This is a genomic window from Mesorhizobium sp. M0047 (genome assembly GCF_040323315.1).
Taxonomy (GTDB): domain Bacteria; phylum Pseudomonadota; class Alphaproteobacteria; order Rhizobiales; family Rhizobiaceae; genus Mesorhizobium.
The window spans coordinates 127,323-151,040 of record NZ_JAMYUW010000003.1 but is presented as its reverse complement, the minus strand read 5'-3'; the positions used below and the strand labels follow the sequence as shown (position 1 = coordinate 151,040).

23 protein-coding genes are annotated in these 23,718 nt (G+C 59.5%); 10 read left to right on the top strand and 13 right to left on the bottom strand.

Translation table 11 applies throughout. The features are described 5' to 3' along the window. Positions 1-154: 154 nt before the first annotated feature. Genes NKJ89_RS03990 through NKJ89_RS03975 form a run of 4 tightly spaced genes read left to right on the top strand, consistent with a single transcriptional unit; the run spans position 155 to position 3,815 of the window. Positions 155-1,288: a Gfo/Idh/MocA family protein gene (locus NKJ89_RS03990; protein WP_352600077.1), complete on the top strand. Its 1,134-nt coding sequence runs from the start codon at positions 155-157 to the stop codon at positions 1,286-1,288. A gap of 12 nt (positions 1,289-1,300) precedes the next feature. Then, complete coding sequence (locus NKJ89_RS03985) at positions 1,301-2,272, top strand: phosphoglycerate dehydrogenase (RefSeq protein WP_352600075.1); 972 nt, start codon at positions 1,301-1,303, stop codon at positions 2,270-2,272. Beyond that, the gene (locus tag NKJ89_RS03980) at positions 2,269-3,081 is read left to right on the top strand and encodes an HpcH/HpaI aldolase family protein (RefSeq protein ID WP_352600073.1); all 813 of its coding nucleotides are present in this window, start codon (positions 2,269-2,271) and stop codon (positions 3,079-3,081) included. The genes NKJ89_RS03985 and NKJ89_RS03980 overlap by 4 nt, the downstream gene beginning before the upstream one ends. Further along, positions 3,078-3,815, top strand: coding sequence for an SDR family oxidoreductase (locus NKJ89_RS03975; RefSeq protein WP_352600071.1), 738 nt, complete (start codon positions 3,078-3,080; stop codon positions 3,813-3,815). The genes NKJ89_RS03980 and NKJ89_RS03975 overlap by 4 nt, the downstream gene beginning before the upstream one ends. 39 nt (positions 3,816-3,854) lie before the next feature. On the opposite strand, the gene NKJ89_RS03970 is transcribed toward NKJ89_RS03975, so the two are convergent. From NKJ89_RS03970 to NKJ89_RS03905, 13 genes are all read right to left on the bottom strand, one after another. Then, the gene (locus tag NKJ89_RS03970; RefSeq protein WP_352600069.1) at positions 3,855-4,886 is read right to left on the bottom strand and encodes a Gfo/Idh/MocA family oxidoreductase; all 1,032 of its coding nucleotides are present in this window, start codon (positions 4,884-4,886) and stop codon (positions 3,855-3,857) included. Beyond that, positions 4,883-5,995: an N-acetylglucosamine-6-phosphate deacetylase gene (locus NKJ89_RS03965; protein WP_352600067.1), complete on the bottom strand. Its 1,113-nt coding sequence runs from the start codon at positions 5,993-5,995 to the stop codon at positions 4,883-4,885. Before NKJ89_RS03965 ends, NKJ89_RS03970 begins: the two co-directional genes overlap by 4 nt. Then, positions 5,992-6,738, bottom strand: a complete 747-nt coding sequence (locus NKJ89_RS03960) for a GntR family transcriptional regulator (protein WP_352600065.1) — start codon at positions 6,736-6,738, stop codon at positions 5,992-5,994. Before NKJ89_RS03960 ends, NKJ89_RS03965 begins: the two co-directional genes overlap by 4 nt. Next, positions 6,738-7,634, bottom strand: a complete 897-nt coding sequence (locus NKJ89_RS03955; protein WP_352600063.1) for a glucosamine kinase nucleotide-binding domain-containing protein — start codon at positions 7,632-7,634, stop codon at positions 6,738-6,740. The genes NKJ89_RS03960 and NKJ89_RS03955 overlap by 1 nt, the downstream gene beginning before the upstream one ends. Positions 7,635-7,671: 37 nt before the next feature. Beyond that, positions 7,672-8,679: an ABC transporter ATP-binding protein gene (locus NKJ89_RS03950; RefSeq protein ID WP_352600061.1), complete on the bottom strand. Its 1,008-nt coding sequence runs from the start codon at positions 8,677-8,679 to the stop codon at positions 7,672-7,674. A gap of 125 nt (positions 8,680-8,804) precedes the next feature. Continuing rightward, the gene (locus NKJ89_RS03945; RefSeq protein ID WP_352600059.1) at positions 8,805-9,650 is read right to left on the bottom strand and encodes a carbohydrate ABC transporter permease; all 846 of its coding nucleotides are present in this window, start codon (positions 9,648-9,650) and stop codon (positions 8,805-8,807) included. 7 nt (positions 9,651-9,657) lie between these two features. Next, positions 9,658-10,587 carry a carbohydrate ABC transporter permease gene (locus NKJ89_RS03940; protein ID WP_502904083.1) on the bottom strand — a complete coding sequence of 310 codons (930 nt, stop codon included), beginning with the start codon at positions 10,585-10,587 and terminating at the stop codon, positions 9,658-9,660. 93 nt (positions 10,588-10,680) lie between these two features. Continuing rightward, the gene (locus NKJ89_RS03935) at positions 10,681-11,946 is read right to left on the bottom strand and encodes an ABC transporter substrate-binding protein (RefSeq protein ID WP_352600055.1); all 1,266 of its coding nucleotides are present in this window, start codon (positions 11,944-11,946) and stop codon (positions 10,681-10,683) included. Positions 11,947-12,471: 525 nt separating this feature from the next. Further along, on the bottom strand, positions 12,472-13,338 hold the full coding sequence (locus NKJ89_RS03925; RefSeq protein ID WP_352600053.1) for a TIM barrel protein: 867 nt from the start codon (positions 13,336-13,338) through the stop codon (positions 12,472-12,474). Positions 13,339-13,366: 28 nt separating this feature from the next. After that, complete coding sequence (locus NKJ89_RS03920; protein ID WP_352600051.1) at positions 13,367-14,248, bottom strand: dioxygenase family protein; 882 nt, start codon at positions 14,246-14,248, stop codon at positions 13,367-13,369. Between the two features lie 8 nt (positions 14,249-14,256). Then, positions 14,257-15,339, bottom strand: a complete 1,083-nt coding sequence (locus NKJ89_RS03915; protein ID WP_352600049.1) for a maleylacetate reductase — start codon at positions 15,337-15,339, stop codon at positions 14,257-14,259. A 40-nt stretch (positions 15,340-15,379) separates the two neighbouring features. Then, positions 15,380-15,994 carry a nuclear transport factor 2 family protein gene (locus tag NKJ89_RS03910; protein ID WP_352600047.1) on the bottom strand — a complete coding sequence of 205 codons (615 nt, stop codon included), beginning with the start codon at positions 15,992-15,994 and terminating at the stop codon, positions 15,380-15,382. 174 nt (positions 15,995-16,168) lie between these two features. Next, positions 16,169-16,945, bottom strand: a complete 777-nt coding sequence (locus NKJ89_RS03905; protein ID WP_352600045.1) for an IclR family transcriptional regulator — start codon at positions 16,943-16,945, stop codon at positions 16,169-16,171. Between the two features lie 210 nt (positions 16,946-17,155). Between NKJ89_RS03905 and NKJ89_RS03900 the strand changes: the two genes are divergently transcribed. The 6 genes from NKJ89_RS03900 to NKJ89_RS03875 are packed head-to-tail and all read left to right on the top strand — an operon-like array spanning position 17,156 to position 23,715. Further along, a complete protein-coding gene (locus NKJ89_RS03900; protein WP_352600043.1) occupies positions 17,156-18,211 on the top strand; it encodes a sugar ABC transporter substrate-binding protein in 1,056 nt (351 codons plus the stop codon). Positions 18,212-18,264: 53 nt separating this feature from the next. Next, the gene (locus NKJ89_RS03895) at positions 18,265-19,233 is read left to right on the top strand and encodes an ABC transporter permease (protein WP_352600041.1); all 969 of its coding nucleotides are present in this window, start codon (positions 18,265-18,267) and stop codon (positions 19,231-19,233) included. Next, complete coding sequence (locus NKJ89_RS03890) at positions 19,197-20,747, top strand: sugar ABC transporter ATP-binding protein (protein ID WP_352600039.1); 1,551 nt, start codon at positions 19,197-19,199, stop codon at positions 20,745-20,747. The genes NKJ89_RS03895 and NKJ89_RS03890 overlap by 37 nt, the downstream gene beginning before the upstream one ends. A gap of 30 nt (positions 20,748-20,777) precedes the next feature. Continuing rightward, the gene (locus NKJ89_RS03885) at positions 20,778-21,752 is read left to right on the top strand and encodes an ABC transporter permease (RefSeq protein ID WP_352600037.1); all 975 of its coding nucleotides are present in this window, start codon (positions 20,778-20,780) and stop codon (positions 21,750-21,752) included. Between the two features lie 28 nt (positions 21,753-21,780). Further along, positions 21,781-22,296, top strand: coding sequence for a VOC family protein (locus tag NKJ89_RS03880; RefSeq protein WP_352600035.1), 516 nt, complete (start codon positions 21,781-21,783; stop codon positions 22,294-22,296). A 33-nt stretch (positions 22,297-22,329) separates the two neighbouring features. Next, positions 22,330-23,715, top strand: coding sequence for an aldehyde dehydrogenase (locus tag NKJ89_RS03875; RefSeq protein WP_352600033.1), 1,386 nt, complete (start codon positions 22,330-22,332; stop codon positions 23,713-23,715). Positions 23,716-23,718 lie beyond the last annotated feature (3 nt).

Here is a 23,718-nt window from a genome sequence, read left to right as displayed (position 1 = left end):
CGGCTCACCCATTTCCATTCGTGCACTGGCCAATTCATTTCGGCTGGCATGCCGATAGCGGCAAGTCCTGCATACACTTAAGGTTCCGACTTGACTTTGCATAGCTATTCATATTTTAAGATCAGCGGACAAAGTGCAGAAACAGGACCTCGGAATGGCCGGATCGAACGAAATTGGCATAGGCATGATCGGCTACGCCTTCATGGGCAAATCGCATACGCTTGGCTACCGCGACGTGCCTCTCATTGCTCCGGAAGCCGTGCCTCGCCCGAGGCTTGTGTCGCTCTACGGACGCGATGCGCAAAAGCTAGAAGCAGCCAGAAGTCGGCTTGGATGGGAAGAGGGCGTTGCCGACTGGCGCGACATCGTGGCCGACGACCGGATCCAACTGTTCGACAATTCAGGGCCAAATACACTGCATGTCGAGCCGACAATCGCGGCGGCTCAGGCCGGCAAGCATGTGTATTGCGAGAAGCCGCTCGGCCCGACCGCGGACGACGCGTTTGCGATGTGGGAGGCAGCGCACACGGCAGGCGTCAGGCACATGTGTGCTTACAACTATCGTTTCTTTCCGGCGCTGCAGCTGGCGCGTGAGATCATCCGCTCCGGCGAGATCGGCGACATCCATCACTACCGGTCGCAATTCCTCGTTTCGTCTTCTCTCGATGAAAAACGCGAGAAAACCTGGCGCGATGACAGGCAGGCCGCAGGTGCCGGAGCGCTCGGCGATCTCGGAGCGCACCACATCGATCTCTCACGCTTCCTGATGACTTCTGATCCAACGACCGTGCAGGCCGTTACCCGAATAAAGGTCGGCGCTGCAAGCAATGGGGCGCGAATCGAGACGGACGACCAGTTTGCAGCATTGTTCGACTATGACAACGGTGCGCTCGGCGTCGTCGAGGCTTCTCGGGTCGCGGGCGGTCACCTGGTTACAAGCCGGATCGAGGTCGACGGCTCAAAAGGGTCGATAGCGTTTTCGATGCAGCGTCTCAATGAGCTGCGTGTCGCTGGGGCCGACAAGGCCTTCCTGACAATTCCGGTCCTACGAGGCGCCGACCCATACCAGTCAAACTGGTTTCCGCCAGGCCATCCGCTTGGCTGGGTAGACACATTCAGCCATGAGGCCGTCCACATTTTGGGTGCGATTGCCGGATTGCACGAGGTTGCTCCGATCGGAGCAACATTCCGCGATGGCTACTACTGCTCCGAAATCATCGACGCGGCGATCAGGGCCGCCAGCCTCGGTCAGCGCGTCGACATCGCCTACCGACGCGTAGACGCGTGAAGGAATAATCCGATGCGTATCTTCATCAGCTGGCCGGGCTTCGATCCCAACGGCGCGACCACAGGCGGACGCCTCGTGGAGGCCGGCCACGAACTGGTTCTCGCGCCGAAGCTTGGCGTCCGGACGGCCGATGAGCTGACGCAGCTGGCGGCAGGGTGTTCCGCCGCGATCGTCAGCACGGATCCATTCACGGCCGAGGTCCTTCGCGCGCTTCCGGATTTGCGGATCATTGCCCGGGTCGGCGTCGGCTTCGATTCGATTGACCGTGCCGTGGCTGATGAACTGGGAATTGCAATTTCAATCACCCCGGGCATGAACGCCGAGACCGTGGCGGACCACACGCTGGCGCTCATCCTTGCGGCCGTTCGCAAAATTCCCCAGCAGGACAACTCGGTCAAGGCCGGCCGCTGGGAGCGCGTCGGTCCGCTGACACCCGGCGAACTGCCAGGCAAAACCATTGGACTTGTTGGCGCTGGCACCATCGGTCGCGCGGTGGCGCGCAGACTTGCCGGTTTTGGGGTCACCATCTGCTTTTTCGATGCTCTGGTCGATGCACTTGCCGGCGCCGAAAAAGTCGCCAGTTTCGAGGAGCTTCTGAGCCGTTCAGATATCGTCAGCCTCCATGTTCCCCTGATTGCGCAGACCAATCACCTCATCGATGCCGCCGCAATTGCACGGATGAAGCCGACGGCCATTCTGGTCAATACCTCACGCGGTCCAATCATCCATCAAGAGGCGCTTTTCGAAGCTCTGCGGCAGGGAAAGCTTGGTGGCGCGTGTCTCGACGTCTTCGAAACGGAGCCGCCGGACGCCGAAACCCTTCGCGACGTCCCCAATCTGGTCTGTGCAGCGCATATGGGCGGCATCAGCCATGAATCCATAGCGCGCATGACCGGGTCGGCAACACAGTCCGTTCTTGACGTGCTTGCAGGGCGAATGCCCGACACGGTCGTCAACCGTGACTCCCTCCGGGGGGGCCAATGAGCGCACATCAGGCCCCTTCGTTTCGCTCGCGGCTGCGTTCCGGCGCGCCGCTCATCGGCACGTGGATCAAGACGCCCAGCCGCACTGTGGTGGAAGTCCTTTCGAGCTCGACACTGGATGTATTGTGTCTCGATGCCGAGCACGCCCCCTTCGATCGGGGCGACCTGGACGGGTCGATCTTCGCTGCCCGTGCTCTCGGTATGCCAGTTCTTGTCCGTCCCGGCACGGCATCTGCCGACAGCCTGCTGAACTGCCTTGATCTGGGTGCCGACGGGGTTGTTGCGCCCCACATCCGCAGCGGCGAAGAGGCCGACCGGCTGGTGCGTAGCGCCCTGTTCGGTCCAGGCGGACGCGGCTACGCCGGTTCAACGCGTGCGGCCGGCTACACACGCAAACCGATGGCTGAACACAGGGAGCGCTCCGCACAGGACACGGTGATAGTCGCCCAGATCGAGGACCGGGAAGCTCTCGACAATCTGTCTGACATCGTGCGCGTCGAACGCCTGGACTGTCTGTTCATCGGCCGGGTTGATCTCACCATTTCGATGGGGGCTGCTTCTCCCAAAGATCCACAGGTGGTGGAAGCGGTCGATGAAATCTGTCGGAAGGCCGCCGAAGCCGGGATGCGCACAGGCATGTTCGTCTCGGATCTTTCCGAACTTCCTGGCTGGCTGGCACTGGGGTCCAGCCTCTTCCTGCTGTCGAGCGACCAGACCTTTCTGCAGGAGGGGGCTCGCTCTCTCCGATCCGCATTCGACATTTCCACCCGCCAAGGCACTGAAACTTCTTTGATGGAACCCACATCATGAACGTAGCTTTGATAACCGGCGCATCGCGTGGACTGGGTGCGGTCATGGCCCGCTGCATGGCGGCAGATGGCTGGGCTGTGGCAGTCAACTATGCCAGCGACGAAAAAAGCGCCTCGCAGGTGGTGCGCACGATCGAGGCGGATGGCGGCAAGGCTTTTGCGGCGCGGTTCAGTGTCGTTGACAAGGACCAGCTAAGTGTCGGTCTGGATCAGATACGCGACGTTCTCGGACCGGTCGATCTCATCGTGAACAACGCCACGGGACCACAGCCGGAAATGCCGCTCATGGAACAGTCATGGCGGACGTATCTCGACCAGCTCGAGTTCTTCGTCAAGGCGCCGCTTGAACTGCTCCAGCTTGTGCTGCCGGACTGGCGCGCCCGCAAGTCCGGCCGGGTCATCAACATCGGCTCAGAGATTGCCGAGCTTGGTAATCCGAATTTCGGCAACTATGCATCGGCAAAGGGAGCAATGCTGTCGATGACGCGTTCCTGGGCCAAAGAGCTCGCCCCGGAGGGAATTACGGTGAACCTCGTCGCGCCGGGCTGGATCCCGGTAGAACGCCATGCCGAAGTGCCGCAGGTCAGTCGCAACTGGTACCTCGACCGCACGCCCCTTGGCCATTTCGGCACCCCCGAGGACATAGCCAACATGGTCGCCTTTCTGGCATCGCCGAAAGCAAGTTTTATCACTGGCCAGAAGTTCGCAGTGAATGGTGGCCGCACGCTGCTTTAGGGACCGCGAGGCGGTTGCCAGTCAAATCTGATCCTTGCGTTAGGGGAGGCGAGTTGTTTGACTTGGTTCGGGAGTCCAGCATCCGGTGGTTCTTAGACTGTCGATGATTGCCACCACATTGGCTGCCTCAGAGATATCAACTGGCACGGGCTGTCCTTCGGCGATGGCGACCTTCAATTGATTGTAGAAACCAAGATAATTCCCCCGATCGAGATTGATGGCTCTGGGCTCACCGCTCATCGGCGCTAGCCTGGAGATCAGTTCAGTCGAACTCAGTCCGAAGTCGGGTGCCGATGGCGACATGCCTGCGCGCAACTGGGCTTCCTGCTGGTCGGTGCCCATGCAAATGTATTCCGCCATGGTGCCAGCGAGACGGAACCGCCATCCCGGATTCGAACTGAAGCAGTCGGTCGCGAGCGACACTCGCTTTGAGCCGTATCGCATTGTCACAGCGACGTAGTCGGCGCCAATACCACCGACGCGCTGTGTTGCAATGTCGGCATCGACACGATCAGGGAGGCCGAAGAGGCAAAGCGCTTGATCTATCATGTGCGGCATGAAATCCGCCAACAGGCCGCCGCCCAGATCGTCGTTGTCTTTCCAGCGTTTCTGAGCGACGGGTTTGTTCATTCCCCATCGGGACTCAAGGATTTGCCAGTCGCCTACCGCGCCCTCACGAAGTAGGCGTCGCAGCGTAAGGAAATCGCCATCCCACCTTCTGCTATGGAAGACAGTCGCTACTCCTTGGCTACGACCTGCAGCCTGACACAGCGCTGAAGCCTCTTCGACTGTGCTGGCGAGCGGTTTTTCGATGACCACGTGCTTGCCCGCACGGATCGCCCGCAGTCCGTGATCGTGATGCATTGGGTTTGGTGAACAGACCACGACGAGGTCGATGTCGCCGTTCTCGCAGACGGCGTCGAGACTCGCGAAGTAGACGCCGTCGGGTGCCTTGTGGCGACCAGGGTCGCTCACGACTATGGCGCTCACCTCGAATCCTGCCGCGCGCAGCAAGGGATAGTGAAATGTCTTTCCAGACAGCCCAAAGCCAACGATGGCCGCTCTGATCACAGGTCGATCTCCCGTCCCCGAAGCCACACCTGCACTAGGTTGAACTGGTCGTCCAACGCAACGACGCTTGCAACTTTTCCCGCAACAATGTCCCCATAGCCGACGGCACCGACATATTGCGAAGGTCTTGTCGAGGTCATCCAAACAGCAGTCTCGAGGCTGCAGCCGAGCGAGAGGATGTTTTGAAATGCGTCGCTGCCGACAAGGAGGCTGGCCGCGAGTTGTTTGGTCCCAGTGAGGCAAACCAACCCGTCCGCTTTGGTCACCGAATTGAGGCCCAGTCGATACTCGCCGTCTGGTCTTCCGGCCGCGGCACAGCAATCCGTGATGAAATACGCTTTGGGGATTGACGCGATCGCGTGACGAAGAAGGGCCGGGTCAACGTGTTTGAGATCGCAGATCAACTCGGACCACGTCGCGTTGGCGAGCGCCCATCCGGTAACACCGGGGTGCCGAGCAGTGATCGGCGCGACAGCGTTGAAAAGGTGGGCGAAGCCCTTGGCACCCCAAGCCACTGCCTGGGCAACCTCGTCAGCAGTGGCCAACGAATGGCCGATCTGAACCTGCGCGCCCTGTCCGCAAAGAAACCTGATGACGGCTTCAGAACCTGGAAGCTCTGGAGCGAGCGTCACGATCAGAACCTTCGCTGTCCTCGTCCAGAGCTCCGCAAGTTCGAGATCGGGATGGATCGCAAATGGGGGCTGGCCCCCCAATTTCTCTGGATTGATGAACGGCCCCTCGATGTGCGCGCCTAGCACCTCGGCCTCGTCATCGGCTGGCGTGGACATTGCGTCGGATATGCCACGCAAAGCTGCGGTGACTTGGTCGGCCGGAGCGGTGAGCGTGGTCGCGCATAAGGCGCCTGTGCCAAACCGCGCGTGGAACCGCGCCAGACTGTGCACGTCTGCGGCGCCGTTCATGGCGTCGGCGCCATTGCCACCGTGGACGTGAAGGTCAACAAAGGCGGGAACGATGTAAGGTGCACTCGGCCTGTCGGATAGCACCTCACCCTCGACGGCCGTCACGACGCCGCGGTCGTGGTGAATAGTCCCGCGGATCCATTTGCCGTGGGAATATATGCTGGCAACTTCACGATTAAGGGCCGTCACCGCCTCAACTCCGTAATCCAGGTGTATCGATCGCTGCGGAAATGCGAGATCGTGAACTCGGAAACAGCGTTGGATTTGTCGAGACCCTTTCGCGTGATCCGCAAAACCGGACTGCCGGGTTCGATGGCAAGGCTCTCCGCGACCTCCGGATCCGCCGCAAAGGCGCTAATTTCTTGAAGCACACGCACAGGGCGCGTTCCCCGAGCATCCATCTCCGCATAGAGCGACCCGTTCGCATCAAACGCTGGGGAGATCGCCCAACTCGGCACAAGTCCAAATTCGTGCGCGATCGGGGTACCGCCCGCCAGTCTTACGCGAACGATTTCTCGCACCAGATCGTCGGGGTTGATGCCAAGATCGATCGACTCCTGCGCAGTTGGGACCCTCTCAATCATGCGAACGACGTGGCTCGTGACGCTAAGCCCGCGACGGTTCATCTCCTCGGTAAAACCGAGGATCGAGTTGGTCGACTTTCTCAGTTCGCGGGGGACGAAGGTGCCATGGCCGTGGCGTGTCGCGACTATGCCTTCGGCCTCGAGCGTCGCAATGGCACGGCGAACGACATTTCTTGAAACCCCGAGCCCCACGCTTAGTTCGCGCTCACTCGGCAACAGGTCTCCCGGCTGCAGCGACCGGTCGGCGATGGCATCCTCGATCCCACTGACGAGCGTGGCGTGAATGTTTCTGCGTGGCTCTTGATCAAGGGTCTTGCGTAGTTGTTCGAGAACGAGATTGCTGGACATCAGGATGGCTCCCTCAGAAGTGAGCGACTACTTTGCCCAAGCCACGCGCTCGCGAAGAACTTTGCTCCAGCAAGGCTCGCATCGGGGACAATCTCGATCTTCGAGAAGTCGATGAACGGGCGCATTGTTTGCGCAAGTCCGCCGGTGAGACAGATCCTGCTGTGCCCCTGTTCCTCCAGAATTGACGCCAAGGCTCGAAGCTTGGCGCCTGCGTCAATCAGAATTGCATTCGCGCAGTCGGACCCGGCGGCTTGGGCCGACGCCACTGTAGTCGCAATTGCAGCAAAGTCCCTTCTCTCGGCGCCAGTGAGCCACCGAAGGATCGTTGGCCTTGTGGCGCCGATAAGGTTGGCAAGTGCATTGTACAATGGGTCGGATTCAACGGCTCCGCTGTCGACCCAAAGCAGAAACTGCTCGACCGCCTCGCGCCCTACATAGGCCCCGCCGCCTCGGTCGCCGGCTGGCCAACCCCACGCGTCGAATACCAGGTCCGGATGGCCGCTACGGCGCGAGTAGGCGACAACACCCGTCCCGACGCTCATTGCCGCGCCATCACCCGAGCCGAGACAACCGACCAAGGCCGCCTCGCCATCCGAAGCAACATGGAGCGCGACGCATCGGGTCTCGAGCACTGCTGTAAAGGCGCGTCGCGTCTCCTCGTCGTCGAGGCCGGCAGAAGATATGGACAGTGCTACCTTGTCTCGTGTCAAAGGTACCCCTGATTGGCGACTGAGATCCCCAAGAAGGTCATCGACCTGGGCGATCGCCGCGGGCAAGTCCGTGCTTGGGACGCAGGCTCCTGTTCTTGCCGTGAAGTTTGCTCCGTCAGCCAGCCGAACGGCACATCCAACGGTTTTTGTGCCGCCGGCATCCGCAAAAACAATAAGATCGAGCATGCTTGCCACGGGCGTTGAGGCGATGAGTTCGGGGGCGCTAATTTGCATAGATAGCAACGCCATTTGTGCCGAACTTGAAGATTTGTTGAGGCTGCGCGGACAAGTAGACGGTTGCCCCAATTTCCATATGAATTTCGCCGAAGACCCTCACGGTGATGAGGTGGGACTGTGCAGATTGCACGTAGAAGTTCGTGTCGGCTCCTAGATGCTCAACGTGGACAACAGTGCATTTCCAGTCGCCCTTGTCCTTGTCAATGCGGAGATGTTCAGGACGTACCCCCAGTGTCTCGACCCCGGGGTAACCGAACGCGCCGGCGGGAAGGAAGTTCATCTGAGGCGACCCTATGAAGCCCGCTACGAAGCGATTGGCAGGCCTGTTATATAGCTCCATCGGGGATCCGACCTGCTCGATGCGCCCAGCATTCATCACCACGATCTTGTCGGCGAGGGTCATTGCCTCGACCTGATCGTGGGTAACGTAGACCATCGTTGTATTGAGCTCGCGATGGAGGCGCGCAATCTCCAGCCGTGTATTGACGCGTAACGCAGCGTCCAGATTGGAGAGGGGCTCGTCGAACAGGAACAGTTTTGGCTCGCGCACGATTGCTCTGCCAATGGCGACGCGTTGACGCTGCCCACCCGAGAGCTCTGCGGGGCGGCGCTTCAGATAGTCAGCCAGCGACAACATCTCGGAGGCCTCGGCGACCCGTCTTGCGATTTCAGCCGACGGCATTTTCGCCTGTCTGAGCCCAAGGGTCATGTTGCCCGCAACCGTAAGGTGCGGATAGAGCGCGTAAGTTTGGAAGACCATTGCGATCCCGCGCCGAGCCGGCGGCGTGGTTGTTACCGCCAAGCCATCTATGAGAACCTGTCCGGAAGTTGCGTCTTCAAGCCCAGCGACGATACGCAGGAGTGTCGACTTTCCACATCCCGAGGGCCCGACAAAGGTGACGAAATCACCGTCGGCTACGTCCAGTTCTATCCCGTGCAGAACCTTGGTTGCTCCAAATGTCTTGGTGACGGCATTGAGTTGCAGTGAGCCCATGGTCGGTCCTTAATTTTGGAGATTGGATGCATCGCCGATATGGCCGACCTCGATACCGGCAAGAACGACGCGCAGATGCGATAGCGCGGCCCGAAAGTGACGTCCGGTGCCGCCGGACCAGGCCATCATTTCACAGCTCCCGACGTGATACCGCGAATGAGCTGCCGTGAAAAAATGAGATACAACGTCAAGACCGGCAGGATCGCCAGGGTCAGCGCCGCGATGACCGCGTTCCAGTCTGTAACAAACTGACCGATGAACATCTGGGCGCCGAGGGTTACAGTCTTGGTCGCCTCGGAGGGCGCGAGAATGAGTGGGAACCAGAGGTCGTTCCAGATCGGAATCATGCTGAACACCGCCACCGTCGCCATCGAGGGGCGCACCAGAGGCAGAACCAGCGTGAAAAAGATCTTGTATTCGTTGAGCCCGTCGATTCTTCCGGCGTTCTTGAGGTCATCGGAAACCGTCCGCATGAACTCCGAGAGAATGAATATCGAGAGCGGCAGGCCCTGGGCGGTATAGACAAGGATCAGCGCCGCCAGCGTATTTACGAGGCCGGCCGCAACCATCAACTGCAGAATGGCCACCGTCGCCAGGCGGATGGGAATCATGATGCCGAGCGCCAGGTAAAGGCCCATGAGTGCGTTGCCCCTGAAGCGATATTCAGAGAGGGCGAATGCAGCCATTGCCCCGAACAACAGCACGAAAAAGAGCGAACAAACCGTCACGACGATGCTGTTTTGGAAATAGAGAAAGAAGTTTCCCTGCTTCATAACCGTCTCGTAGCCAGCGAGACTGAAGTCGCGGCTTCCGGGAAAAGCTACGCTTAGCGGGCTGGCAAAAATCGCCCTTCGACCTTTGAACGAGTTGATGACAATGACCACCAACGGGAACAACGCGATCGCAGTGTAGGCAAGGAGGACGGCGTGAGCCGCTGCACTTCGACCAACGGATTGTTTCAGGCTGCTCATGGGGTCCTCAGAACTGATATCGATGGAGTCGGGACTGCACGAGCCACAGATAGGCGCACACCACGGCGAGGATGATCAGCAGCATCACCGTTGCGACCGCTGAACCCATGTTGGGATCCCCCTGTTGCATCTGGAAACCAAAGAAGGTGCGGTAAAGGAACGTACCCAGAAGGTCGGTTGAGCTGTTCGGGCCGGCGACCGCGCCTTGGACGACGTAAACAAGGTCAAACGCGTTGAAATTCCCGACGAAAGTCAGGATCGAAATGATCCCGATCGAAGGCAGAACAAGCGGAAGCTGGATCTTCCAGAACTGCCGGATGCCTGAGATCCCATCACATTCAGCGGCCTCGATGACTTCGTTTGGGATTGAAAGGAGTGCTGCGTAAATCAGCATCATTGGGATGCCGATGAACTGCCAGACCGAGATCAGGCCCAGTGCCGCCAGTGCAGACTGCTCCTTGCCCAGCCAAGGTGAGAACAGGTCACCCAAACCCACGGCACTGAGCAGGTTTGGCGTCACCCCCCACAACGGGGAGAGGATGAGCTTCCAGACGAAGCCGACGATCACGAAACTCAAAATCGTCGGAACGAAGATGGCCGTGCGGTAAAAGCCACGTAGCCGCAGGCGCGGATTGCTCAGCAAAGCTGCTAGGACAATCCCGACGGGATTTTGAACCAGCATGTGAATAATGAAGAAGCGGGTGTTGTTCGAAAGCGCGTTCCAAAAGCCGACGGACCAGCGAGGGTCGGCGAACAGCGCCCAAAAGTTTTGCAGCCCAACGAATGTGGGCCTCACTCCGGCGGCAGAGTAAAGCGCCTGGACAAGCGTCACACCCAAAGGAACGATCAATATCGCCGAGTAGACGGCAATGGCCGGCGCCAAAAAGATCGCAATGTGCCAGCGCCTGGCTTGTTTTGACTCAATCGTATGTTCAATTCGGTCCACCGCTGCATCCCTGTTGTTCTGAGCCGTCAGGCTGAAGACCAGGTCACCTCACGATGACCTGGCAAGTTTGGGAGGATGACAGGTCTATTTGGATGCGGGCTTGTACCAGCTGTCGAGGCCGTCCTGAAGTTTCTTGGCAGCCTCTTCAGGCGACGCAACGGCGTTGATGACGTTGGCTGCTGCGGTCCAGGTTTCGTTTTCCAGGCTGGGCGTCCCGCGCGACAGGATCTGGTAGGTCGAACGAATGGTCGACTTGCAGGTTTTGCGCCACGACACAAATTCCTGGGCGAGCGGGTCGGTCATCGTGACCGGAGCGCTGGAGAGGGAGAAAAAGCCAGGAACCGAGTTTGCGTAGAGTGCCGCAAACGCTGGCGAAGCGACCCACTCCAGGAACTTCCTGGCCTCGGCCGGGTGGGCGCTCTTGGCGTTCATGCCCATGCCGATGTCGTTGTGGTCGGAGATGTAGCACTGGTCGCCTGCATTGGGGACCGGCGGCGGGAAGGCACCCAAGGTGAAGGCTGCGTTCTTTTCGAACCCGGCGATCTCCCACGAGCCTGACGGGTAGATGGCAGCCTTGCCGAGCGTGAACAGGTTCTGACTGTCGGGATAGGTTTGCGCCTCAAAACCCGAGGCCATGTAGTTTTTCCATTTCGCGAGCGTGCGAAGAGGAGCGACAAACTGCGGGTCGGTGAGTTTCTGGGTGCCAGCAATCAGCCCGAGGCGCCCGTCCTCACCCTTCCAGTAGTTGGGACCGATGTTTTGGTAGCCCATCGTTGCGCCTTCCCACTGGTCGTGGGTCCCGATGGCGAGCGGCGTGTAGGTTCCGTCCGCCTTGATCTTCTCGAGGGCGGCGAAGAATTCCCCCTCGGTCTTCGGCGGCGCAATGCCGAGTTTGTCGAACGCATCTTTGTTATAGATGAAGCCGTGAATGACCGACGCCATTGGGACGCAGAACGTCGTTTTGCCATCGTCTGTCGTCCAGGCGGAGCGGGCGACCGGTGAAAAGTTGTTCATCCCGGCCAGGTCATTCACCGGCGCCAGATACCCCTTGTTGAAGAGGGCGAGCGAGGTGTCGAAAGGCCGGCATGCAATCAGATCGCCCGCGCTCCCTGCCTGCAGCTTGGCATCGATCGCAGCGACATATTCGGTCGGCGAGGTGCCTACAAAGTTTACCTTGATGCCTGGATTGGCGGCCTCGAAGGCGGGGATGATCTTGTCTTGCCAAATTGTCAGGTCGTCGGTGCGCCAACTTTCAATTGACAAAGTGACGTCAGCTGCAAGCGCCGTCCCCGTACCGGCCAAAATGGCCAAGGTGGCGGTTGCTAGTCTCAAACGCGTCTGAAAAGTCATCGGGTCGTCTCCCTTGTTTCCGACATCACTGGGTTGGCGGGCCGCTTCAGCGATCTTGCAGGCGCGTCCCGATCGCTGCAGCGGCGCAAGTTGAACCACTGAGGAACCAGTATGTCAACTGGTTCTTAAGTGGTTAGGGTCCTGGGGGATAAATTCTGGAGTTCAGCAACGTTGCGTTTTACGACGCCCGTCGTCCGACGCTGCTGCTCGAATCCCGCAACGACGTTCGCTTCCTGCCCATCAAGCTTTTCAATGCAGCGCCTGGGGCTCACGGTCGACGATTCGACGTCATGAAGCGTTTGTCTCCCAAGGCGTCGCCCCGCTACGCGACTTCGGAGATTCCGGATGCCGCGGAGCGGGGGGTTCCAATGGAGGCGCAATCGCGGTTGGAGACCCGCCGGGCATGTCAGACGCACGCATAACCGGTACCGCGGCTATCGAGCGTGGGGAAAGTGTAGCCGGCGTTCGCTATCGACAATGTGCGTCGGCGTGGTCGCCTTGGAGCGGGCTTGGCGAAAGCGCGATTTATCTGCCCGGCACCGCCACGCCGGCTTCCAGCAGCGCGTGACGCGTTGTCTCTGCCGACGTCTTGCCGGTTTCTTCAGCGGAGAGCGCATCTGCTTCGAGCGAGAAGACCTCGGGGCCGGCGTGCCGCAGGCACTGTTTTTCTGCGACGGCCTGGATGATCCCCACCACATCCATCTCGCCCTCACCGGGGAAGTTCCTGTATTTGTCGGTGTCGTCGAAAAGCGACGTTCCGACTTGCGTCATCTTGCCATCCGCAATCTGCATTCCGGCGAGGAACTGTCCGGGAATGGTTTTCAGCAAGTCGAGCTCGTATCTGCCTTTGGAAAAATGCCAGACATCAACCAGAATGCCGGCGTTCGAAGGGTTGACCGCCGAAATGATAGCCCAGGCGTCCGACAGGTTGGCCATGCCGCGGAACGGCATGAATTCGAGGTCGATCCAGTATCCTTCAACACTCGCGCGTTCCGCGAAGCGTCCGAAACCGTCGACGAGCTGCGTAAGTTCGACGGACCCTTCATCGAAACCGGGCACGGCGAGAATCGAGTTGAGACCAAGCTTTTCGCAGATATGAAAGCAATGATCGGTGCTCACGTCGAAGCGGGCGCGCAGGGCCGGGCTGCATTCTGTCGGCACGCGGATCGGCGCCCAGTCCGTCAGCGAATCGAGATAGCGCAAAGGGGCGCCGGCATCCTCCGCCATCTTGCGCATCTCACTTGGCGTGAGCCCCGACTCGAGCGCTTCCAGATAGGTCTCAGGCGCAATGGCCATCGATGTGAACCCCCCGCTTCGCGCGGCTTCGACATGTCCCCGAAATCCATGGACTCGTGCCGAGGCGGGCCAGAATACAAAATCGATTGCCTTCATTGATTGCTCCTGTGGACTGTATGTGAAATCAACGTGCCGGCGCGAGAATGAAATCGTAGCGCAACGCCTGGACGCGCTCATCCACACGGTTTCCGCGCTCGGTGACTCCAGCGGGCTGGTCATTAAGCTGAACGATCAGCTCGTCCTTGACGCCGAAGACGACGTCCGAATCGAGATAGGGGCTGCCGGCGACGAAGAGGTGCGTGACAAGGGTCTCGCAGCCAGGCGCCGCGATCATGAAATGAATGTGCGCCGGCCGGTTAGGGTGGCGGCCTTGCGCTTTCAGCATGTCGCCGACCGGTCCGTCGTCGGGTATTGGGTAATGGCGCGGAACAATGCTGCGGAACCAAAAGGAGCCATCGTGATCGGTTTCGAACCGGGCGCGCCCTGTCAAAACATCCAGCCCGTGCTCGCCCTGCACATCGTAGAAGCCGTCGTCATCCGAGTGCCAGACGTCGACGGTGGCGCCAGCAATGGGATTGCCGCTGTCGTCGCAAACCGAACCCTCGACCAGGAGCGGCTTTCCCGTCAGTCCATCGGCAATGAAGGCGCCGAGTTCCCGCACCGGTGGATTTTCAACATAAAATGGGCCAAGGACGGTCGTCTCCGTCGTCTCGCCACCGGCCTGATGGTTGATGGCGTCGACCAGCATGGAAACGCCAAGCGTGTCTGACAACAGCACGAATTCCTGCCGCGTTGGAGAACACATCGCCCCCACCCGCGTGAGGAAGTCGATGCCGTAGCGCCACTCCTTCAATGAAGGACGAACCTCGACGCAGAACGCCTGAAGATGCCGCACGATCGCTTGGCTGATTTCGCGAACGCGCGGGTCCGCGGTGTTCGCAATTCGCTCCAGCACTTCATCGGTGATCGCCTGTTCATTGCCGACCGGATGCGAAAGCGTCTTCATTGGCAGCCTCATGGATGCGGCCCGCTGATGCGGGCGCCTGACCATGCATCCGCCAACATGGACATAATGGCCTGCCGTTCCAGCGGGCGTGGATTGGGATAGCTGTTGGAAAGGATCTCGTCGGTTGCCCGCTCGATGCCGGAGTGCGGCATGCCGAGTTCCTTCAATGTCGTGGGCGAGCCGAGCTCCCTTGCGAAATCCTGCAATCCGGCTGCGGCGTCAGAGCAACCTAGCGCTGCCGCGATCACGTTCATGGCTTGTGGCGCGGCTTGGGCGTTGTAGGCAGTCGAATGCGGAAGAATCACCGCATGTGTCTGGGCGTGTGGCAAATCGAATGATCCGCCAAGCACATGGCAGACCTTGTGGTGCAGAGCCATCGAAACAGAACCAAGACAGGCACCGCAAAGCCATGCGCCGTAAAGCGCCTCGGTTCGCGCCTCCAAGTCATCCGGCTTGAGCTTGATCTTCGGCAGGCTTTCATGAATCGCCTTCAAGCCAGCTTCGGCCATCATCGAGATGATAGGATTGGCGTCGTGCGCATAGAGCGCTTCGACGGCGTGACCCATGGCATTGAGCCCGCTGACCACCGACATGCCGATCGGCAAAGACAGGGTGAACCGCGGATCGTATATCACCGCCTGAGGCCGGATCTGCTCCGAGCGCCGGGTAACCTTTCCCGCGTCGGTCGTCTCACCCAAAATGTCGGTCATTTCCGAGCCGGCATAGGTGGTGGGAATTGCCAGATGCGGAATTCCGGTACGGACGGCGAGCGCCTTGCCCAGGCCGGTGGTCGATCCTCCACCGATCGACACCAGTCCGTCCGCCGCGACCAACTTCAACCGGGCGAGAGCCCTTTCCGTCACAGGCAGGGGCGTGTGCATTCTTGCTTCGGTGAAACTGCCCACGAGATGCTCGCCCAGAAGCGCTTCGATCCTGTCCGCAAGATGCGCCTGTTCCGGCGTGGTTATCGCCAGCACACGTTCGCAGCCAAGAGAGGCTACCACGCTGGCAATTTCCTCAAAGCTTCCTTCGCCGAAGACAACGCGTGTCGGCAGGCCTTTGAAGGCAAAGTTTTTCGTTTTTGTCGCCATTTTTATCGAGCTCGCGGCTTAATGGCTGCGGGCAGTGCATTCACAGCTCCGAGCCTAGCAACCACGCAGCGCCCCGAGCATAGAGTTGTTCGACTTCAGGACCGCGGAGCCCCGGCATATCTTTCTTGACAGCATAGCCTATGCCGGTCTGGAGATATGCGAGATGGCGATAGCCCTCCGGGAATGCGCCCAGCCGCTCCTTGTCCAGGCTGAGCCGCGCTGACGGATCCACCGGTGCGATCGTATCCTTCTCATAAATCGGCTGCCGCAGCACCAGCCCCCATTTGTCGTCCCGCCGCTCAACGAAGTCGTAGAAGCGGCCTGTGCAGACCACGTCGCAAAGCACACCGTCTACCCGCGCGCGCTGGGAGATCGTCATCTTGGTCTGCGAGATCGCCCTATCGTCGACAATCTCGATCGACTGGCCTCCCAGGAAGTGAAGGATCGAGACGCCGTTTTCAATGCCCCGGCGGCTCATGTCGATGAATTCGTCCACGGTTCCCTGGCACCAGGTGGCCATCATCATGCCGTCGGGATGCCAAACCGTCCTAAAGCGCTCCCAATCGCCTGCATCACGCCAGACTGCCCAGTTCTCGATCAGGTCACGAAGCTCCTGCTTGTCGCTGGCGTAGGTAGGCGTGTCGATCTGCAGCATATGTGTCCGCTCTCTCATCGTTTGGCGATCCGGCAGATCCGAGGGGTTGCCTTCGAAAGCGAGTGCTACCCCACGTCGGGTCAAAAATCAATGCACGTACATAAACAGTTCTCATATAAGAATAAATTTATTCGGGTCCGGAGGCGGAGTGATTAAAACCAGTGGCTCCGATGTTCAGGTCTGGCGCCGCTGGTGCCGCTCAAGTGCTGAGACTGCCTTCGCGATTGTGTCTTCGACGCTCGCTCGAAGCGAGTCGGTGAACCGCGCCGATGGGATGGTGACGTTAAGCGAGGCCAGCGGCGTTCCCGACGCCGAAAGCACAGCCTTGGCGATGCCGGTTATGCCGGGCGTGAATTCGTCAAACGAGTAGGCAAACCCTGTGTCTCGGATATTCTCAAGTTGATCGCGCAGTTCTTGTGCTTTCGTGATCGTCCTTGGCGTTATCTGCCGGAACTTTGTCCGTCCAAGATAATCTTCGACCCATTGATCGGGCATGTAGGCAAGAATGACTTTGCCGCCTGACGTGGCGTAAAGCGGCGCAACATCGCCAAGTCGCATCGTTGTCGACAGGCGCTGCTGTCCTGACACGGTTGCGACCACCTCCGCGACTTCGCCATGGAGTTGGTTCAGCGCTGCGGATTCCCCGAGGCTTTCCGCGATCTTCTTTAATGTCGGCAATCCAATTTCGGCGATGTCGAAATTGCTTTCAGAGATCTCGACCAGGCCTTTCAGCCGCGGTCCAATTCTGAACCCGGCTTCTCCGGCGCGGCTTTCCAGATAGCCATAATTCGTCAGCGTCTTCAGAAGTTTGGTGAGACTGCTCTTCGGAATTGCCAGCGCGTCGGCGATCTCCCCGTGGGCTGCCGGCCTGCCTAGCTTGGCGAGAAATTCGAAAACCTCAAGCACGCGAACCGCTGATTTGACTGATCCATCATCGGTCTCGGATGTCATATTACACCTCGGGCCAAAAAGCGGTTGGCATCTCTTGACAGAAACATATCTCGTTCTCTATAGGGAACTGTCTCTATATGGGAACACTCTATATTCGAGTGCCGGTTGGGTCAATCGGAAGCACATGACCAAAAGTCGCAGTGCAAGTCAAAGAAGGCAGGACCTCGGGAGGAGATAATGCACGTGAAAAAATTGAGGATGGCGCTTGGTATGGTTGGGGCGCTCGCCGTTGGGGCGGCGACTTCCGAGGCTTCGGCTGCGGAAGTCAAGCGGCTGTTTATCGGCGTGGGCTCAATGTCGGCAGAAAATTGGGTGGATTTCGTCAAGGGCGCAACCCAGGCTGTCCAGTCCGTCGATCCGAATATCAAGATTACTGTTTTGCAAAGTGACTTTCAGGGCCAGAAGCTGCTGTCCGACCTTAGTTCGGCATTTGCCGGCGGATGCAGCGACTGCATCGCCTTGGTCGATACGGCCTCGATCGCCTTCACCAAGGCAATCGTCGAGAAGGCGCATGAGGCGGGCGCCAAGATCGTTACCGTCTACAACCGGCCCGAGGACATCCATCCCTGGGACACGGCTTCGGACACATGGGTTGCGAACATTGCGTTCAATGCGACCGAAATTGGAAAGATGACCGGCAAGTCGCTGTGCGACGCCCTCGGCGGCAAAGGCAATATCGCAGCGCTTGGCGGTGTGCCGGACAACCCGCCCGCAAAACGGCGCCTGGAAGGATTGAACAAAGCGCTGGAAGAGTGTCCAGGCGTGAAACTCCTTGACACCCGCTTTGCCAATTGGGCGGCAACCGAGGCACAGAACACCACGCGTGGCTGGATTTCCCGCTTCGGAGACGACCTGAACGGCGTGTTCGGTTCGAACGACGCAATGGGTATGGGCGCGATCGCCGCCCTGCGTGAAAGCGGACTGAACGGCAAGGTCAAGGTCACCGGCGGCGACGGCACGGTCGCATATTGGGACTTGATCACCAAGGGCGACGCCCTGTCGACAGTACATGACGACAACTTCACCTTCGGTGCGTATGGCGCGGCGCTGGCCTATGCAGCCGCGGTCGGAGACATCAGCCTCGACAAGCTCAGCCATGAACAGCGCGATTTCTATCTCAAGCAGAAACTGGTGGGTGAGAACAACGTGGCCGAGGTTCTCGATGGCTACCGGAACGTGGACCTGACGAAGTTCAATTACGACGCTCTCAAGAAGGATTTCTGGGCGCAGTCTGCCGGACAGATCGGCGAAGGCGATATGAAATAGCCATTCCGTTTGCTGCCGGCCGTGAACCGGCCGGCAGTCACGAGGAAGACCTGATGACAGTTCCCTCCCTGCAAAACAGTCTCAACCGCATCGGACCCGTCTTGGTGCTGATGGCGCTTGTCGCGGGCTTCTACCTGTTGAACCAGCGCTTCATCTCATGGTTCAGTATGTCCGCGCTGCTGGAGAACGCCGCCGTCGCCTGTATACTCGCGGTGGGCCTGACGTTCGTCGTGCTTCAGGGGTCGATAGACTTATCTCTCGAAGGTGTCGTCTCGGCCACTGGCATGATCGTCTCGCTCCTGGTCGCGAACTCTGCATCGCCGCAAAACCTGGGGCTGGGCGGGATCGGTTTGGCACTGGCTTGCGGCCTGGCGTTCGGTCTTTTGAACGGCATCCTCTTCGTTGGTCTGAGGATCCCATCCCTTATTGTGACGATAGGGACATGGTTCGCCCTGCTTGGGCTCGCTGCGTTGCTGTTTCCCGGTACGCCACCGGTGATAAGCGATCCGCTCTTGATTGGAATAGCATTGACCAAGATCGGTGGCCTGAGCATCGTGGTGTATCTGGCGATGCTGGTCATTGCTGGTGCTGTCGTGGTCGAACGCCATACGCGTTTTGGACGTATCTGTCGCGCAATAGGCGCAGATGAGACCGCGCTCAAACTCGCAGGCGTCAACACTTCATTCTTTAAGATCGCGGCATTTGCGGTCTGCGGCTTGCTGGCAGGCCTTGCAGGCATTCTTTCTGCCGCGCGTCTTGGTTATGGCGAGCCGATTGCCGGCCAGGGACTAGCCTTCCCAGCGGTCAGCGCGGTGGTGATCGGTGGCACCTTGCTGTCGGGCGGCCGTGGCGGTGTCCTCTATTCGATAGTCGGTGTGCTGATCCTTGAAGTCATCAGGCAGGGATTGGTCATGACCGGTTTCGACCCGCTGCTGCGGCAGGCAATCGAGGGCGCAGCCCTTGTTACGGCGGTTGCCATGGGGACTTGGCGGATGCGCAGCCGCCTGAGGGTGGTCAAATGACGTCTGCGCTCGAGATCAAAAATCTATCCAAGCGTTTCGGCGACGTCACCGCACTCGACGACGTAAGCATCGAGTTGCGCCGCAACGAGATCCTGGGTCTCATCGGACAGAACGGGTCCGGCAAGTCGACTTTGATGAAGGTCATTGCCGGTATCGTTCAACCAAGCACGGGACAGATCTTTATTGGCGGACAGTCCGCCGTTCTGACTTCGCCGCTGAACGCCTCGCTGCAAGGCATCGGCATGGTGCATCAAGAACAATCGCTCATCGCCAATCTCACTGTCGCAGAAAACATTTATCTGAATCGGGCCGATGGCATCCGTCGCTGGGGCTTTTATCGATGGAAGGCTCTGTTCAACAAAGCGCAAGCGCATCTCGACCGACTGGGCCTGGATATCTCGGCAGAAGCCACCGTTGAAACCCTGACTTTCGCGCAGCGGCAAATGGTGGAGCTCGCGAAAGTCTTGTCGCTCGAAGACATGGCCGACCGTGATCTGGTCGTGCTGTTCGACGAGGCGACCGCAATCATGTCGAATGACGATATCGCGGTCCTGTTCGGCCACATCCGCCGTGTCCGGGAGCGTGCATCGGTCATATTCGTCTCTCACCGCATGGACGAAGTTCTCGACATTTCGGATCGCGTTTATGTCCTCAGCGACGGCAAGGTCGTAGCGGAGCGCGAGAAGGCGAACACGGATCCGGACGAACTTTATGAACTGATGATCGGGCAGCAGCGCCTGAAAGGCGCCACTCCGGCGCAGAGAAAGAAGCCGCCTGCGCAGGAGGAACAACTTGCTTTGCGCAATGTGAGCTGCGGCAGCGCGCTCAAACCAACTTCCCTTACGGTTCAGAAGGGTGAAATCCTTGGCCTCATAGGCGTGCATGGCTCTGGAGCCGAACAGCTGTGCCGCGTCGTTTTCGGAGCTGAGGACGAAGGGCAGGGAGAAATCCGTCTGCGCGGCCATGGCGTCCAGCTTCGTAGCCCGCGGCAGGCGGTGCGCAACGGCATTGGCTATGTCCCGGCGGAACGCAAATTCGAGGGTGCGCTGCTCGGTCGGTCGGTAGCTGACAATATGTGCCTGGCGCTGGGCAAATCGTTTACCGGAGCCGGCATCTTAAGAAAGCGGAGCGAGGAAACCGCCGCCGTCGCCAACTGGATGGAGAAGCTGGGCGTGAAGCCGCGCTTCGGCAGCGCGCTCATGTCGGCGCTCAGTGGTGGCAACCAGCAAAAGGCCGTCCTGGGAAAATGGCTGATAAGCCCTGAAATCACGCTTCTGGTCCTGGATCATCCGACACGCGGCCTCGACCCGGGCGCGCGTTCGGACCTCTTTGCAATCATCCGCGACCTCGCGGAGCAGGGCGTCTCGGTGATCTTCGTTGCCGATACGCTGGATGAAGTGCTGTTTCTCGCCGACCGCATCATTGTCATGCGCGACGGCGAGATCTCGGAACAGTTCGCCGACGTGCAGTACGATCCGCCAGCTGAGGAAGCACTGATCAAGGCTATGGTGTGAGGTGGTGCTTTGGATATGGCGAGACGGACCATGAGTGAACTCAGCTTCAAAATGCCGGCTTCTTTTTATCTGAGGCGCGTCCGGCTCATGGATTTTTCGCCGGTGCTGCTGCTTGGCGCCATGGCGATCCTGCTTTGGATCACCGTGCCGCAGATCTTTTCAGTTGGTGGGCTTCGCACCTTTGCCGTCAATGCCGGACCTGTCCTGATGCTGGTGCTTGCTGGAACTTTTCCAATCTTGATGGGTGGCATCGACCTTTCGGTTGCGGCCATGGCAAGTTTCGCCGGTGTGCTGATCGCGCTTCTTTCCCCGGCACTCGGCGCGATGACCATCCCCGCCATACTCGTCATATCGGCCGTCATCGGTGCGGTGCATGGAGGTTTGCGCGTCTATTTGCAGTTGCCCAGCTTCATCTCCAGTCTTGGCATTCTAGGCCTGCTTTCGGGCAGCGCCCTGGTCTGGAGTGGGGCGACGGCGCTTCCGATCGATTCCGGCGTCCCGTTTCTCAAGGAACTTGGTGGAACAAGTTTGGGAGTTCCAAATAGCGTTCTGGTCATCGCCGCGTCTGCGCTTTTGCTGGTCGTCGTGCTGCGGATGACGATACTGGGTCGGAACATTTACGCGATTGGTTCGAACGAGAGAGCGACACTGATGTCGGGCGTCAATGTGACTCTGACCTATACAATCACCTATGCCATCTCGGCGCTCTATGCCGCACTGGCGGGCTGCATGCTTGTCTCGCAGACTTTTTACAGCGCCCCGGGATTTGCGACAAACCTGCTCTTGCCGGCGATTGTTGGAGTGGTCATAGGCGGTACCGCGATAACCGGCGGTGTTGGCGGCGTCTGGCAAAGCATAGTGGGAGGGATCGTTGCGACGCTCTTTCAGACCGGCGCCATCGTTCTCGGCTTTCCACCCGCCGTGCAAAACATGGCCTTCGGCCTGGTCGTCATAGCGGCAGTCGCGGTCAGCATCGACCGCAGCAAGCTCGGGGTGGTCAAGTAGCCGTCGTTGGATCCGGAGAATGCAAGCAATGGCGATAGCACGCGGAATAGATCACATCGGCATCACCGTTCCCGATCTTGACCAGGCGCAGGCCTATTTCGAGGCGGTGTTCGGCGGAGAGAAACTTTACGATCTCTTGGTCGACCCGGTGATGGGGCCGGAGATGGCCAACGATTTGGGCGTTCCGGGTGAGACAGTGCTCGAAGCCGTCCGGGTCATGTCGCTCGGTGCCGGACCGGGACTGGAGATGTTCAAATATTCGGTGCAAGGCCAAAGGGAACCGGTGCGCGCCTGCGATCTGGGCACCCAGCATTTCGCTGTCTCGGTCGACGATATCGAGACGACTGTTGGGCTCGTCAAGACGCATGGCGGTCGGGTGTTTGGTCAGATCAATGATCTGCCCTTCGCCGAAGCAGGACACGACAACCGCTACGTCTATACCAGTCCGCCATGGGGTGGAATCGTGGAACTCGTGCAAATCCGTTCCCCCCAGGCTTACGAGGCGACGACGGATCGACGTCGCTGGCAGCCGCCACGGCGCTAAGAGATTTTGGCCAACACCATCCGGAGCTTTGAAATGTCAGTAAGTGCTTCCGCCCACCCTCTAACGGATGTGTCGAACCACAGCGCCGTTACCGCGGCATTGGCTGCCGTGGATTCCGCACAGGCGGCTTTTCAGCAATGGTCCGAACTGGGGCCAAGCGAACGTCGCAGACGTCTCAACGACGCAGCAGACCTGCTCGCCGGCAAGGGCGACGAGTTCACGGCCCTGATGGCAGAGGAGATCGGGGCGTCTGCCGCATGGGCGCACTTCAATGTACGCCTCGCCGCCGGAATGATGCGCGAGGCGGCAGCGATGACGAGCCAGATCAGCGGTGAGGTTATCCCGGCCGACCGTCCCGGCTCATTCGCCATGGCGATCCGCCAGCCGGCCGGTGTGTGTCTGGGCATTGCGCCCTGGAACGCGCCGGTCATCCTTGCGACGCGCGCGCTCGCAATGCCGCTTGCCTGCGGGAACACTGTTGTCCTGAAGGCATCCGAGACATGCCCGAAGACGCATGCCCTGCTGGCCGATCTGATGGGCCAGGCCGGACTGGGCGCCAATGTCGTCAGAGTGGTGGCCAACGAAGAAAAGGACGCTGGCGCCGTCGTGAAGGCCCTCATCGAGCATCCGGCGGTGAGGCGGGTGAATTTCACCGGCTCGACCAGGGTCGGCCGTATCGTTGGCGAACTGGCTGGTCGCGCACTCAAGCCGGTTCTGTTGGAGCTCGGCGGAAAGTCTCCGTTGATCGTCATGGCCGATGCCGACATCGATGAGGCCGTCAACGCCACGGCGTTCGGCGCGTTCATGAACCAAGGGCAGATTTGCATGTCCACCGAGCGCGTGGTCATCGACGAACAGATCGCAGATCAGTTCGTCGAAAAGCTCCGTTCCAAGATTGCCAAGCTGCCGGTCGGTGATCCGAACAAGGGCGCGGTCATCGGGCCGGTCATATCCGATCGATCGGCAGACCGTTTCATCTCCCTTCTTGAGGACGCTAACGCCAAGGGTGCCTCGGTGAGCGGCGGCGACCGCATCGGTCGTCGATTGTTCAAACCCGCAGTTGCCGATCATGTCACGTCCGAGATGTCGCTTTTTGCGCAGGAGAGTTTCGGCCCTGTCGTGACGATTGTCCGCGTCAGGGACGAGAATGATCTGGTGCGCGTCGCCAACGACACTGACTATGGATTGGCGGGCGCGATATTCACCCGTGATGTCACCAAGGCGCTGCGCATCGCCAAGAAAGTGCAGACGGGCTCGTTCCACATCAACGGTCCTACTGTGCACGATGAGGCGCAAATGCCGTTCGGCGGCATGAAGGACAGCGGTTTCGGCCGGTTCGGCGGAAAGGCGGCGATCCACGAATTCACCGACCTGCGCTGGATCACGATCGCGACCGAGCCTGTGCATTATCCGTTTTAGCGG